Source organism: Caldibacillus thermoamylovorans, assembly GCF_000751775.1.
GTDB lineage: Bacteria > Bacillota > Bacilli > Bacillales > Caldibacillaceae > Caldifermentibacillus > Caldifermentibacillus hisashii.
Window position 1 is genome coordinate 43,572 of the sequence record NZ_CCRF01000066.1, and the last position, 14,782, is coordinate 58,353.

The following is a 14,782-nucleotide window of genomic DNA, read 5'->3' on the forward strand; positions in this document are numbered from 1 at the left end:
CTTACATCTCATCAACCGTTCACATAGCTCTCAAGCGATCTTGTTTTTCTTTCATCGATGCGCTCATGCTGAGATTCTTCCATTTGTTTTTCTTTGTGTGCTTCTAATTGAAAAATTTGCTCAAAATAATGCAAAGCTTGTTCACCTTCAGGACCGGCAGCCAATTCTTTAATTTGTAAAATCGGATCTTTTAACATTTGATTTATAATGCTTTTCATATGTTTACCGATAATTTTCCGTTCCCGTTCGGTTAAGTCAGGCAATTTCCGTTCCAAACTCGTCATCACATCGGCTTGAATAGTTAATGCTTTTTCCCGTAAAGATGAAATGAGCGGAACAACACCCAATGTATTTACCCAATCTTGAAATATCGCGATCTCATCTGTGATAAATGACTGGATTTTGGTAGCAGCACGCTGTCTTTCTTGTAAATTTGCTTCAACGACTCCTTCCAAATCATCAATATCGTAAAGAAAAACGGATTCGAATTGATCAATTTCCGGATCAATATCTCTCGGCACAGCAATATCAATAAATAACATCGGTCGCCCTTTCCGCATTTTTTCAACGGTCGCCATCATTTCTGCATGAATGACATAATGATTCGATCCCGTAGAACTAATAACAATATCAGCCTCGGTCAAACATGACGGAAGTGATTCAAGCGAATAGGCCTTCCCACCGATTTCCTTGGCGAGATCCATTGCTTTTTCCACCGTGCGATTGACAACGGAGATTTTTCCGGCACCACTTCCCAATAAATTTTGAATGGTAATTTTCCCCATCTTTCCGGCACCGATAATTAAAATATGTTTATTATGCAATTGACCAAAAATTTTCTTTGCCAATTCAACAGCGGCATAACTGACAGAAACGGCATTTGAAGAAATATCCGTCTCGGTATGGGCTTTTTTCGCCACGGTAATCGCTTGTTTAAAAAGTTGGTTAAAGACGGTGCCAACCGAATTTGCTTCTTGTGCTTTGAAAAAACTTGACCGCACTTGTCCTAAAATTTGTGTTTCACCGATCACCATCGAGTCGAGACCACAGGATACGTTGAACAAATGCTCAACCGCTTTTTGATTTTCGTAAATGTAAAGATGGGATTCAAATTGTTCCCTTTCTATATGAAACCATTCAGCAAGAAACTCTTTAATATAATACCGCCCCGTATGGAGTTGATCGACGACTGCATATATTTCGGTCCGGTTACAAGTCGATACGATAACATTTTCTAAAATACTCTTTCTTTTCTTTAATGTAAGCATAGCAGCAGTCAGCTCTGCTTCTTGAAAAGAAAGTCGTTCCCGTATTTCTACCGGTGCAGTTTTATAATTTAGACCGACTGTAATAATATACATAAGTAAATACCCTCCAAATGATCCATCCTCTATGAAAAGTGCAGTCTTAACGTATAAAAAGTCATCTATCCGCCAAATTTTATGTTACGATAAAAGAAACACCTAATTCCATTCTATTATATTATAGATTGTATTAAATTAAAATGAATATAAACTGGTTCTTGGTTGAAAACGGCGATTTTCATAAAAAAGACAAAATTTCTTTCGTTAACACCGTGGAAGACTGTTTTTCTAAAAATTGTCTCAAAAGCGTTCACCCAAGCTTTGCATCATTATGCTTATTTTCAAGTAAAATTGCGTTTCTTATACCATTGAAACAGTTTTATGGTTAAAATGCAAAAAGCTGATTTTTTTACTTTTTGCTAAATAGAATTACTACTTTATTTTAATTTTTTTGCTCTCTTTGTCGGCTTGATTTTTTTATAGAAAGTGAGGAAGTTTGATGAAAAAGCAAATGTTTCCCGGGATCGTTTTAATCGGGTTCGGATTATATTTCTTCTTACAAAAATTCACAATACCTGTTCCTGCGGCCGTTTTCAGTTGGCCGACCATTCTTTTGATTGTAGGTGTCGCATTACTTATCCAAGCTTATCGAGGAGGAGATTTCCAACTCATTGTGCCGGGAGTCTTACTCGTTGGCTTAGGGATTCATTTCCATCTTGCGCAACAATGGAATATTCAGTTTGATCTCATTGGTGTCATCATCTTATTTCTTGCATTGGGATTTTTTCTGGCTGCGAAAAAAACAAAAAGCAGTGCAATTTATAGTTGGATTTTTGTTAGTGTTGCACTCATTCAACTGTTTAACTCAAATTTATTTTCCTTTCTCCGACTTACACCGGAACAAATTGGCAGTTTCCAATCACTATGGCCAATCATTTTAATTATCATCGGAAGCTATTTATTCTTTTTTAAGAAAAAATAAGGGTTGGTTTGATTTACTTACATAAAATCCGTGTGCAAGCATACCCGTTTTTTCCGGAAAATTTTTTGGCATCGAGAATGCTCTCCTATCATAACTTTCTTGCACAAATGTTTACAAAAACATTTAAAAGAAAAAGGACTAACCTTACAGAAAATTCTCGGTTAGTCCTACTGTTTACTAAATCTTACTTTATCCATTTTCCGATTACCTGCCATACTTCTTCTTTACCGACACCGGTTTCGGATGAAAAAATGATTACCGGATCTTCTTTTTCAATCGCTAATTTCTCCTTCACAACTTTCGCATGTTTCTCCCATTTGCCACGGGGAATTTTATCCGCTTTGGTCGCAATCACAATGACAGGTATCAAATAATGTTTCAAAAATTGATACATCAAGACATCATCGTTTGTTGGCAGGTGGCGGAGATCAACAATCAATATGACAGATTTCAATTCATGCCGCCCGGTTAAGTACGATTCAATCATATTTCCCCATTTGGCCCGCTCTGTTTTTGACACTTTCGCATATCCGTAACCTGGAACATCCACAAAGTAAAACGCCTCATTAATCAAATAAAAATTTAGCGTTTGCGTTTTACCCGGTTTCGATGATGTTCTTGCCAAATTTTTCCGATTTAACATTTTATTAATAAAAGATGATTTTCCGACATTGGAACGGCCTGCCAAAGCAATTTCCGGCAGGCTGTTTTCCGGATATTGTGCCTTTGATACAGCACTGATGACAATTTCGGCGCTTTTAATTTTCACTTTTTTCACCTACTATTGCATTTTTAAGTACTTCATCGACATGGGTAACAGGAATAAAGGTTAATTCTTCCCGCACACTTTCCGGAATGTCATCCAAATCCCGCTCATTGTCTTTCGGCAAAATAATGGTTGTCAGCCCGGCACGGTGAGCACTTAAAGTTTTTTCTTTTAATCCGCCGATTGCAAGTACCCGTCCCCGTAATGTGACTTCACCGGTCATGCCAACCTCACGACGAACAGGCTTTCCGGTAAGAGCTGAAACAAGTGCCGTTGTAATAGTGACACCGGCTGAAGGACCGTCTTTCGGAACAGCGCCTTCCGGGACATGGATATGGATATCATATTTTTCATGAAACATCGGATCAATGCCAAATTTTTCAGCTGAAGATCTCACATAGCTAAAGGCAGCCTGTGCAGATTCTTTCATAACATCACCGAGTTTACCCGTCAGTACAAGCTTTCCTTTACCGGGTGCAAGGGACACTTCAATTTGCAATGTATCGCCGCCAAATGCGGTATAAGCAAGTCCGGTTGCAACACCGACTTGATCTTCCTTCTCCGCCTGACCATAATGAAAAATCTTTTTCCCGAGAAATTCTTCAATATTTTTATTCGTAACAATGACCCGTTTCTTTTCTCCGGATGTAATAATTTTTGCCGTTTTTCTGCAAATTTTAGCTATTTGTCTTTCCAATCCGCGGACACCGGCTTCCCGGGTAAAATACCGAACGATGGAAAGAATGGCATCATCGCGAATTTGCAGCTGTTGCTTTTGTAATCCATGTTCTTTTAATTGTTTTTTTATGAGATAATTTTTAGCAATATGTAATTTTTCAATTTCTGTATAACCCGCAATAGAAATAATTTCCATCCGATCTCTCAGCGGTCCGGGAATCGTGCTTAAATCGTTGGCTGTCGCAATGAACATTACTTTTGATAAGTCGTACGTTTCTTCAATATAATGATCGCTGAAATTTTTATTTTGTTCCGGATCCAAAACTTCGAGCATAGCCGATGACGGATCACCGCGAAAATCGTTCGACATTTTATCAATTTCATCTAATAAAAACACCGGATTAATCGTCCCTGCTTTTCTCATTCCTTGAATAATTCGTCCCGGCATTGCACCGACATATGTTCTCCTGTGTCCACGGATTTCTGATTCATCACGGACACCGCCTAATGAAACTCTCACAAATTTTCGGTTTAACGAACGGGCAACTGAACGGGCAAGACTGGTTTTTCCGACCCCCGGAGGACCAACCAGACAAAGAATCGGACCTTTTAAGGAGTTCGTCAATTGTTGCACGGCTAAATATTCCAAAACGCGTTCCTTTACTTTTTCCAAACCGTAATGGTCTTCATTTAAAATTCTTTCCGCCCGTTTAATATTTATATCATCTTTCGTTTCTGTCGTCCATGGCAGTGCAATTAACCAATCAAGATAATTTCGAATGACAGCACTTTCCGCCGATGTTCCGGGTAATTTTTCATAGCGGTCTAATTCTTTCATGGCTGCTTCAAAAACATGATCAGGCATTCCTGCTTTTCCAATTTTTTCTTTTAATTTTTCGATTTCACTCGATTTTCCTTCTTTTTCACCTAATTCTTTTTGAATAGCTTTCATCTGTTCCCGCAAATAATATTCTTTTTGCGTTCTTTCCATCGATTGCTTTACGCGTTGCCCGATTTTCCTCTCGAGTTGGATAACTTCCTTTTCATTATTCAAAAAAGTAATGATGGCGTTCATACGATCTTTCACATTTACTTTTTCCAAGAGGTCTTGCTTGTCTTTCAATTTCAGTGGCAAATACGATGCCACAATATCAGCTAATCGACCCGGTTCTTCAATATCTTGAACAGAAGCAAATGTTTCAGCCGATACTTTTTTAGACATTTTTATGTATTGCTCAAACAAATCCAAGATCATACGCATTAGTGCTTCTTCTTCAAAGTCTTTTACTTCTTCATTTTCGTATGTTTGAATACGTACTTCAAAATATTCATCGGTCCGGAGAAACTTTTCAATTTTTCCCCGTTTCAAACCTTCTACCAAAACACGGAATGTTCCGTTTGGAAGTTTGAGCATTTGTTTTACCTGTGTCAATGTGCCCATTTCAAAAAAGTCATCCTCTGTTGGGTCTTCAATGGATGTATCTTTTTGTGTTGTCAAAAAAATGAAATGATCATTCATCATTGCTTTTTCAAGCGCTTGTACCGACTTTTCCCGCCCGACATCTAAATGAAGCACCATTGTCGGGAATACAAGCAATCCTCGAAGCGGCAGGAGGGGAACGATAATTCGTTGTTGTTCATTCATACGGATACCTCCAATTCTCCACCTTTAGTCTCGTAATAGATGGTTATTCTCTTGTGTAGAAACGTTTTATGTTGATAAAACGGACTTACGGATTTTGTAACTTTTTTGTCAAACATTGTACTGATAAGATTTTTTCAATCGGGTGAAACGACTTTGTATGGTTCGAATTGTTTTTAACATTGACGATTACCTATTTAAAAATTTTAACGTATTTACTGGCAACTGTCTAATTTGAATAAACGATGAAACTTCAACCGGTTTGGAAAGCAATATCTATTAAATGATTACATAAACAGAGATTTTTCCGGTACAAGTTGTCAATTTGACAAAAAAAGGCGGTTTGTTCATTGACAAACCGGAATTTCAGGTTTTATCTATGCCGCCCAATATCCATTATGATTTGCGAGCTTACCCTGTGATTTTTCTATACACTTTCTTTTCTTTGCTCTTGATAGGAAAAAGCCGTTTCCGGCAGATTGCTCTCTTCTTTATTATGTATTTTCATTAAGGCTAATTCAAATACTTGTTTTATACTGGCGACCGGTATAACTTCAACTCCTTCGATTTCATGAAAAATGGATTCCATATTGTCTTCCGGTATAATCACTTTTTTTACACCTGCTTTTTGTGCCGCCTTTATTTTTGTATACACACCGCCGACCGGTTTTACTCTACCGTGAATACTGATTTCTCCGGTTAGGGCAACTTCATTATGAATCGGAATTTTATAAATGGCCGAATATATTCCGGTAGCAATCGCGATTCCCGCTGATGGACCGTCAACAGGTACGCCGCCCGGAAAATTAACATGAATATGATATTCATCTGCAGGTACACCAAATGATCGTAAAATGGTAATGACATTTTCAATGGAACCTTTTGCCATACTCTTTCTTCTAATTGATTTTCCTTGTGTTCCAATACTTTCTTCCTCAACAATTCCGGTAATCGTGATTGCTCCTTTTTCCAGAACAGGTATGGCAGCAACTTCGATTTCCAATACCGAGCCGCTGTTCGGCCCATAAACAGCCAAACCGTTAACAAGTCCCACTTCCGGTTGTTTATAGATTTTTTGTTCTAATCGTGGAGAAAGTTGACTTGAATGAATGATCCACTCGATATCTTCATCTTTTATTATTTTTCGATTTTCCGTAATCGCAAGTCCTGCAGCAATTTGTACCATATTCACCGCTTCTCGCCCGTTTTTCGCATATTGTGATAATTTTTCTAATGCATATTCACTCATCGTTAAATGAACCTTTTCCATCGCTCGTTTCGCCACTTGCTTGATTTCTTCTTGGTCAAGTTCCCGGAAAAACACTTCCATGCATCTCGAACGAATCGCCGGAGGAATTTCTTCAGGTGTTCTTGTCGTCGCACCAATTAAGCGAAAATCAGCAGGAAGTCCATTTTTAAAAATATCATGAATAAAATTGGGGATTTGCGCATTTTCTTCACTATAATAAGCACTTTCTAAAAATACTTTTCGGTCTTCCAAAACTTTCAACAGTTTGTTCATTTGAATCGGGTGCAATTCACCAATTTCATCGATAAAGAGAACACCACCATGTGCATTCGTTACTGCCCCTTGTTTTGGCTGTGGGATTCCTGCTTGTCCCATCGCACCGGCCCCTTGGTAGATCGGGTCATGGACGGAACCGATTAAAGGATCAGCAATTCCTCTTTCATCAAATCTTGCCGTTGTCGCATCCAATTCAATAAATTTTGCGTCTTTTTTAAAGGGCGACATCCCCAGCTTTTTCGCCTCTTCAAGAACAAGTCTTGCTGCAGCTGTTTTTCCGACGCCGGGTGGTCCGTAAATAATGACATGTTGGGGGTTGGGGCCACAAAGACCGGCTTTTAATGCTTTGATCCCGTCTTTCTGTCCAATAATATCTTCAAAACTTGCCGGACGAACCTTTTCTGCGAGCGGTTCAGTCAATTTAATTGAACGTAATTTTTGTAATTGTTCCATTTCTTTTTTTGATTCTTTGTCTATTGATACTTTTTGGCTCCGTTGATTTCGCAACAAGTTCCAAAAATACACCCCGATGATAACCCCGAAGATAAGCTGGATGATTAACACGATTCCAGGTAAGTTCATTGTATTCCCTCCATTGGCATATTCTGTGTTCTTTAGTATCTCCTATAGAACGAGGGAATAAACAAGAAATTGCCAATTGAAGAATGTTTACAAAACAAAACAAAAAAGCTTAAGTACACATACAAAAAGAGTTACCATGTAACAAAAACTTTGCTGTTACATGGTAACCCGATCGATTCATGTTTGTATGTTATGCCGAAGTTTTTTCTTCTTCTTCAATAACCGTTCCATCTTTCAATAGTAGTTGAGGACGTTTGTTTTTCGTAATCGTCTCCTCCGTGATAATACATTTTGCGATATCTTCCCGTGATGGTAATTCGAACATCACATCCAACATAATTCCTTCAATAATGGAACGTAAACCACGTGCACCGGTTTTTCTTTCAATTGCCTTTTTCGCAATTTGTTCCAATGCTTTCTTTTCAAATTCGAGTTCCACATTATCCAGTTCCAATAATTTTTGATATTGTTTAACGAGCGCATTTTTCGGCTTTGTTAATATTTCGATTAATGCAGCTTCATCTAATTTTTTAAGCGTTGCGATAACCGGGAGACGTCCGATGAATTCCGGAATTAAGCCAAATTGTAATAAGTCTTCCGGCAATACATGGGTTAATAAATTCATTTCATCAATTTCTTCTTTTTTCGGATCCGTTCCGAAGCCGATAACTTTTTTACCTAGACGGCGTTTAATAATTTGTTCAATTCCGTCAAATGCACCGCCGCAAATGAATAAAATATTCGTCGTATCAATTTGAATAAACTCTTGATGCGGGTGTTTTCTTCCTCCTTGTGGCGGAACACTGGCAACCGTACCTTCTAAAATTTTTAACAGTGCTTGTTGGACACCTTCACCCGAAACGTCACGGGTAATCGACGGGTTTTCTGATTTACGGGCAATTTTGTCGATTTCGTCAATATAAATAATCCCTTTCTCAGCCCGCTCGACATCATAGTCGGCAGCTTGGATTAATTTTAACAAAATATTTTCAACATCCTCACCAACATATCCGGCTTCTGTTAAAGATGTCGCATCCGCAATGGCGAACGGTACATTTAAAATTCGCGCCAAAGTTTGGGCAAGTAAAGTTTTTCCGCTTCCGGTCGGCCCAATCAAACAAATATTACTTTTTGACAACTCAACATCATCAACCCGGTTTTTAGTATTGATTCTTTTGTAATGGTTATAAACCGCAACGGCCAATGTTTTTTTCGCCTGATCTTGACCGATGACATATTCATCCAAAATTGTTCGAATTTCCGTCGGTTTTGGAACATCCTTAAATTCTAATTCTTCATCATTGCCTAATTCCTCTTCCACAATTTCTGTACATAATTCAATACACTCATCGCATATATAAACGCCCGGACCGGCAACCAATTTACGGACTTGATCCTGAGATTTTCCGCAGAAGGAACATTTCAATTGTCCTTTTTCATCATTAAATTTAAACAATTTTTTCACCCCTTAATTTGATAAACCATCTATATGAGTAAAGCCCTGCGAATGTATTTTTACAGTGCCCGAAAGCAGATCATTATTATTATGAATTTGTTTATTTCTTTTGTTAATCTTTTAGCCGTTAACGCCAAGTCTTTGTTTTTCTCTATGTATATGTATATGGATTGTAACATATTGTTCTGATGAAAAGAAAATAAAATGATTCAATCGATTATGTATAGTCTATGCAAAACATTTTTATAAAAAGACGGTAAAAACTAGAACCTAACACACATTTTTGGGATACAGCGAATTCCCATCAGTGTTGTCATTGTTTTTAAAGGCAGGCATCCCCTATAACCACGCATCCTTTTCATTCGAAGTTGAGGCGGGAGACAAACCTTGCCGTTAAGAGTAGGATAAAACAAGGCACGAAAAGAAATCGCGCCTTGTTTTATCTAAGTTGATTAAAAATGTGCAACTAAACACCGTTAATTCGTTCACTTTAGTTTATTTAAACACAATGGATCTGTTTTCCTAATTATTCTTCTACCGTCTTACTGTTGTCAACCAATAATTGAACAGCTTTGTTAAATTTCAATTCTTCTTTAATGCCGGCAGTTGAACCAAGAATTTGCTGGATTTGTTCCACCGGCATGTTGTACATTTCTGCCATATTTTGAAGTTCTTTTTCCACTTCTTCTTCTGTTACATCAATATTTTCCGCTTTAACAATCGCCTCTAGCGTTAAGTTAACGCGAACCCGTTTTTCAGCATCTTCACGCATTGTTTCTTTCAAGTTGTCGATATCTTGACCTGAAAATTGCGAGTACAGTTCAAGATTTAGACCTTGTTGTTGCAGACGTTGATCAAATTCTTTTACCATCCGTTCAACTTCATTATCGATCATGACTTCAGGAATATCAATTTCTGCGTTCTCAGCAGCTTTTTCAATTACCGCATTTTCAACTTCATGTTTTGCAGTATGTTCTTTTTCATCTTTTAGACGATTTTCAATTTTTTCTTTTAATGCGTCTAATGTTTCCACTTCATCATCGACATCAACAGCAAAGTCATCGTCCAGTTCAGGTAATACTAATTGTTTTACTTCATGAACTTTTACTTTGAATACAGCCGGCTTGCCCGCTAATTCTTCTGCATGATATTCTTCCGGGAAAGTGACTTGAACTTCTTTTTCATCTCCGGCTTTTACTCCGACTAATTGTTCTTCAAAGCCCGGAATAAAGGAATCAGAACCGATTTCAAGAGAATGATTTTCTGCTTTACCGCCTTCAAAAGCTTCTCCGTCAACAAACCCTTCAAAATCGATAACAACTGTATCACCTTGCTCAGCCGGTTCATCTTCTTTAACAACTAATTCGGCATGGCGTTTTTGCAGTTCTTTAAGTTCTGCTTCAACATCTTCATCAGTTACTTCCGTATTTACTTTTGGAACTTCAAGGCCTTTATATTCGCCTAATTTTACTTCCGGTTTTACTGTAACATCGGCAGTGAAAATTAATGATTGACCTTTACCAATTTGTTCGATATCGATTTCCGGCTGATCAACCGGTTCAATGCCGGTTTCGTCAATGGCATTTGAATATGCATCCGGTAAAACAATATCTAGTGCATCTTGATAAAGAGATTCGACACCAAATCTTTGTTCAAAGATTTGACGCGGTACCCGACCTTTACGAAATCCAGGTACATTCAATTGTTTTTGAACTTTTTTAAATGCTTGATCGAGTGCTTTGTTAAATGTTTCTGCGTCTACTTCAACCGTTAATTTACCTTGGTTGCCTTCTAATTTTTCCCATTTTGCAGACATTCCTTTTCCCTCCAACTACTATTTATCAAAAATTTACTATTGTTCTTATATGTAGACCTTGTTCATCCGCTTTCAATGATCGTCCAAAAAGCAAATGTAATTATGTATCAAGCTCTAAAGACTTTACAAGGCGTATAAAGAGAAGAACATCATTCTAACCATATCATTATATCATAGGAATCATTTGTTTCAAGATAAAAGGGTGAAAAATAGGCGAAATTCACCTCTTGGAACAAATTGTCATTGTGTTGTGATCCAAAATTGTTGTTCCACCTCGGTAATAAAGTCTATCGCTTTTGCCAATTCCTCTTTGTTCATTTCCATTTCCGATAAATTGGAAATATTATCTGTATGCTGGTCAAAATAGTCTTCAACAACAAAGAGGATAGCATTCACCCATATATCCAAACTCGAAAAGTTCATCTCCAATGGGTAGATCATGAAAAAAAAGCGTTCGGTTAAAGTAACGGCATACGTTAATAAGCTAGGATTTTCATGAACGAGTAGAACTTCCAATTTCTCTTTGACTTTCCGGGGAAAAGGCGCATCTTGAACATCGGCATAGGTTTGGATATTCAATTGTACGGTTTGATTAAATTTCTTTACAACAACTTTTTCTTCGTAATGATTTTCTCTTAAAACATTCAATAAAATTGTTTTTAAAAAAGGATTTCCTGTTTCACTTTCCAGATATTCTTTTATTTCCGGTAAATGTCGGGCAATTCCGTTTTTATCGAGATTTTCCAAATTTTGTATCGTTGTTTTTAAGTCATCTTCAAAAAGATTTATATGTACATCCGATGTCGGTAGCTCATCAATCCCATTTGCTAAATTTCTGCTTAGTTCCAGCAATTCCTTATATTGATCAATTTTTTCTAACGGTACTTGATCCTCATCCAATAACATTGTTAACATTGTAGTTATTTTTTTATACTCATGAAGTTGAAAAAGAACTGTCATATATATTTCCACTGTTTCAAAGTAATCACCAACTCCTGTGTGAACCATTTCTTCCAACAACATTTTCGCCTTGGTAAAATTTCCTTGTTCCAGGTAAGCACCAATTAATGTATATAAAATATCCGGATTTTCCGGTTCCAGTTGCTCGGCCTTCTCAAGATAAGGAATAGCTTCCTTAATTCTCCCTTCAATCAATAAATTACTCCCCTTATCCAATAAGCGTAACGGTAAATTGGGGAAAGGAATTACTTTATAGTTTGAAAAATCGTCATTCATAACATCAAATCCCACGCTTTTTTCTTTTTTAGTTATTGTAACACCGGAATAGACTTTTGCAAAATGATGGACTGGGGCTAATGCAAATAGTGCTCGAATTTTTTCAAAAGTGAACGAGCGAACGTTCTTTTCGTAATCAATGAAAATTAATAAATTGATTCGCCAACTCTACCCAATCATTCTTTTATAAGCGTGTTAAAAATTTCGGGCTGTTCAATTTGCAAACAAACTTTATCAAAAAGTCTGTCGAACACCTCAGGAGCCCTTGCAAACAGTTCTATAAATAAAATTCTAAACGTAACTAATACGAAAATTTTTCCAACTGCACCAATTTGGATCTATGTTGGAAACTTTTACGTTCTTAACGTATAAAAAAAGGATACCCACAGTGTTCTATTCTGTGCTAGTATCCCTACTTATTTAAAACCCTATTATTTCAAGACTTGAAATGTAAATCAAAACGTCCCAGACGAGATTCGAACTCATGACCTACAGCTTAGGAGGCTGTCGCTCTATCCAGCTGAGCTACTGGGACATAATTTTAATTTAAGACATTAAATATTTTATCATATTCTATTATTTCCATCAATGATTTCAGGAAATATTTACGGTAAGTAAGTTAAAAAAACTTTCTGCAACGTTGTCATAAAACGAATTACGGCGAAGAGGAATTCGATAATGTGGGCAAATTACCGGCATGGAAGGCTGTTGAACTTTTCGGAAATATTGTTGTGAAAAAAGAGGGATACTTCCACAGTATTTATATCTGTGTTAGCATCCCTTTTCTGTTCAAAATCCTTTCAAGTCAAGGCTTTGATCTTCCTTTTCAGTACGTCCCAGGAGAGATTCGAACTCCCGACCGACGGCTTAGAAGGCCGTTGCTCTATCCAGCTGAGCTACTGGGACATGATATAAATATTTGTATAATTTTTTCTTCGTCTACTTGGTAACTCCGTCGTCCCAATCTCAGTAAGCTTACTCATGAAGCGGTTCGATTGGTACGCTGATGTTTATTCAAAGAAGCTTATTCGGGCGTGCTCTATCCAGCTGAGCTACTGGGACATAATATAAATAATCGTATAATTTTTTCTTCGTCTATTTGGTAACTCCGTCGTCCCAATCTCAGTAAGCTTACTCAAGAAGCGGTTCGATTGGTACGCTGATGTTTATTCAAAGAAGCTTATTCGGGCGTGCTCTATCCAGCTGAGCTACTGGGACACAATTATTTATCAAAGACAAGATTTATTATATGCCCTATTGTGATTAATGTCAATAATATTGTTCAATTTTTTTGGAAGAAGAAGAGAAGAGAAATTAATTCTGTATTGTTTCCTTCTTCTTCCAAAATATTAGATGTCATATGACTCTTGAAAAAGTTCCCCATGTCCATATTCGTATACATGAACAGTTTTTGTTTTCCCATTTATTTCCAAGATGACATACGTTCTTTCTTTCCGCATACGTGGTAAGGCAATGCTGCCCGGGTTAATAAATAAAATTCTTTCAATATTTTCAACCCCGAGAACATGGGAATGACCGAAACAAACAATGGTTGCATTTTGTTCGATAGCCCGGTAATGTAAATTCATTAAACTTGTTTTGACATGATCTCGATGCCCATGCGTAATAAATATCCTTTCATTTCCGGCTGCAATCAAATCCCGTTCAGGAAAATCGTTGCCAAAATCACAATTTCCCCTAACCACATGATAGCCTTGAATTGCAGAATGATCTTTGTCCAATTCAGAGTCACCACAATGAATATAATAGTCCATATCCGGATGAGTTTTTTTTAATTGGATAAGTTCTTCCGTTAATCCGTGACTGTCACTGCAAATCAAAACCTTCATGAAAGAAAATCCCCTCTTTCCATAGCTTCTTGGACATGTTCAGATAATTTTCGAATTGCATTTCCCCGGTGGCTGATTCGATTTTTTTCCTCAGATGTTATTTCTGCCATTGTTTTTTTCAAATGAGGGAGATAAAAGATCGGATCATAACCAAAGCCGTTATTTCCGCGTTTTTCGGTTAGTATTAATCCGTTACAAGTGCCTTCTACAATGATGGGATCCTTTCCCGGTACAACTAAAGCCAAGGTGCAATGAAAGTGAGCCGTGCGTTTTTCTTCTGGAACGTCTTTCATTTCAAACAAGACTTTTTGAATATTGGCCTCATCATCCTTATCAGTTCCTGCATATCGAGCGGAATAAACACCAGGGCGCCCATCTAAAGCATCAATGACAAGCCCGGAATCATCAGCTATTACTATTTTTTGGAAAATATTGGAAATCCCAACAGCTTTTAATAACGCATTTTCCTCAAAAGTTTTGCCTGTTTCTTCAATATCAGGTGCATCCGGGTAGTCAAGGAGTGTCTTTACCCGGAAGCCGAGCGGTTCAAATAGTTCCTCAAACTCTTTTGCTTTCCCCTTATTTTTTGTTGCAATAATTAATTCTTCCATACTTTACCTCTTATTCATTATTTTAATTAATACCCAAAAAATTTCTTGATGATTTTCCACAAAGGTAAGTGTGTATCATATATAGTATGACACAAAATATTGTACTTTGCGCAGTAGTTTTTTGAAAAAATATTTTTTGTTACTTAGCTTATTTTTCATTATTCAAAGTGTAGAGAACAAGATGTCTGGAGTTTGAAACTAAAACTTGTCCGATATGTTTGACCAATACTTTATCCTCCCCGTATTGAAAAAAAGAGGCGGTTTGTCCCCCCTCTTTCTATCTTTATTATAGCAAATTTTTATTAAAAACTGCCAGTATTGACATGTTCCGGCA

General features: G+C 37.3%; 10 protein-coding genes and 2 tRNA genes. 1 reads left to right on the plus strand and 11 read right to left on the minus strand.

Annotated features, from left to right (window positions below; genetic code table 11):
• Positions 1 to 11 precede the first annotated feature (11 nt).
• Positions 12 to 1,361 (minus strand): glutamyl-tRNA reductase, encoded by a 1,350-nt coding sequence (hemA, locus tag BT1A1_RS11725; protein WP_034771510.1) that lies wholly within the window; start codon positions 1,359 to 1,361, stop codon positions 12 to 14.
• A gap of 442 nt (positions 1,362 to 1,803) precedes the next feature.
• Here hemA and BT1A1_RS11730 point away from each other — a divergent pair, with 442 nt between their 5' ends.
• A complete protein-coding gene (locus BT1A1_RS11730) occupies positions 1,804 to 2,286 on the plus strand; it encodes a LiaI-LiaF-like domain-containing protein (RefSeq protein WP_034771513.1) in 483 nt (160 codons plus the stop codon).
• Positions 2,287 to 2,470: 184 nt separating this feature from the next.
• Here BT1A1_RS11730 and yihA read toward each other — a convergent pair whose 3' ends face one another.
• The 10 genes from yihA to BT1A1_RS11780 all read right to left on the minus strand — a co-directional run bounded on the left by yihA (position 2,471) and on the right by BT1A1_RS11780 (position 14,448).
• Positions 2,471 to 3,055 (minus strand): ribosome biogenesis GTP-binding protein YihA/YsxC, encoded by a 585-nt coding sequence (yihA, locus tag BT1A1_RS11735; RefSeq protein WP_034771516.1) that lies wholly within the window; start codon positions 3,053 to 3,055, stop codon positions 2,471 to 2,473.
• Positions 3,045 to 5,375 (minus strand): endopeptidase La, encoded by a 2,331-nt coding sequence (gene lon, locus BT1A1_RS11740; protein ID WP_034771518.1) that lies wholly within the window; start codon positions 5,373 to 5,375, stop codon positions 3,045 to 3,047. Before lon ends, yihA begins: the two co-directional genes overlap by 11 nt.
• Positions 5,376 to 5,799: 424 nt before the next feature.
• The gene (gene lonB / locus BT1A1_RS11745) at positions 5,800 to 7,479 is read right to left on the minus strand and encodes an ATP-dependent protease LonB (protein WP_034771521.1); all 1,680 of its coding nucleotides are present in this window, start codon (positions 7,477 to 7,479) and stop codon (positions 5,800 to 5,802) included.
• A 190-nt stretch (positions 7,480 to 7,669) separates the two neighbouring features.
• A complete protein-coding gene (gene clpX / locus BT1A1_RS11750) occupies positions 7,670 to 8,935 on the minus strand; it encodes an ATP-dependent protease ATP-binding subunit ClpX (protein ID WP_034771524.1) in 1,266 nt (421 codons plus the stop codon).
• 526 nt (positions 8,936 to 9,461) lie between these two features.
• Entirely contained in the window at positions 9,462 to 10,751 is a 1,290-nt protein-coding gene (gene tig, locus BT1A1_RS11755; RefSeq protein ID WP_034771527.1) for a trigger factor, read from the minus strand.
• A 240-nt stretch (positions 10,752 to 10,991) separates the two neighbouring features.
• Positions 10,992 to 11,987 (minus strand): tetratricopeptide repeat protein, encoded by a 996-nt coding sequence (locus tag BT1A1_RS11760; RefSeq protein WP_081912357.1) that lies wholly within the window; start codon positions 11,985 to 11,987, stop codon positions 10,992 to 10,994.
• 461 nt (positions 11,988 to 12,448) lie between these two features.
• Positions 12,449 to 12,522 (minus strand) — tRNA-Arg (locus BT1A1_RS11765).
• Positions 12,523 to 12,819: 297 nt separating this feature from the next.
• Positions 12,820 to 12,893 (minus strand) — tRNA-Arg (locus tag BT1A1_RS11770).
• 443 nt (positions 12,894 to 13,336) lie between these two features.
• Positions 13,337 to 13,837 carry a metallophosphoesterase family protein gene (locus BT1A1_RS11775; protein WP_034771533.1) on the minus strand — a complete coding sequence of 167 codons (501 nt, stop codon included), beginning with the start codon at positions 13,835 to 13,837 and terminating at the stop codon, positions 13,337 to 13,339.
• Entirely contained in the window at positions 13,834 to 14,448 is a 615-nt protein-coding gene (locus tag BT1A1_RS11780; RefSeq protein WP_034771536.1) for an XTP/dITP diphosphatase, read from the minus strand. The genes BT1A1_RS11775 and BT1A1_RS11780 overlap by 4 nt, the downstream gene beginning before the upstream one ends.
• Between the last annotated feature and the right edge of the window lie 334 nt (positions 14,449 to 14,782).

What these genes read in the sequence shown, in the direction of transcription:
- hemA (WP_034771510.1), bottom strand. Translation starts at nt 1,361, where the DNA reads ATGTATATTATTACAGTCGGTCTAAATTATAAAACTGCACCGGTAGAA.
- BT1A1_RS11730 (WP_034771513.1), top strand. Translation starts at nt 1,804, where the DNA reads ATGAAAAAGCAAATGTTTCCCGGGATCGTTTTAATCGGGTTCGGATTA.
- lon (WP_034771518.1), bottom strand. Translation starts at nt 5,375, where the DNA reads ATGAATGAACAACAACGAATTATCGTTCCCCTCCTGCCGCTTCGAGGA.
- lonB (WP_034771521.1), bottom strand. Translation starts at nt 7,479, where the DNA reads ATGAACTTACCTGGAATCGTGTTAATCATCCAGCTTATCTTCGGGGTT.
- tig (WP_034771527.1), bottom strand. Translation starts at nt 10,751, where the DNA reads ATGTCTGCAAAATGGGAAAAATTAGAAGGCAACCAAGGTAAATTAACG.
- BT1A1_RS11760 (WP_081912357.1), bottom strand. Translation starts at nt 11,987, where the DNA reads ATGAATGACGATTTTTCAAACTATAAAGTAATTCCTTTCCCCAATTTA.
- BT1A1_RS11775 (WP_034771533.1), bottom strand. Translation starts at nt 13,837, where the DNA reads ATGAAGGTTTTGATTTGCAGTGACAGTCACGGATTAACGGAAGAACTT.
- BT1A1_RS11780 (WP_034771536.1), bottom strand. Translation starts at nt 14,448, where the DNA reads ATGGAAGAATTAATTATTGCAACAAAAAATAAGGGGAAAGCAAAAGAG.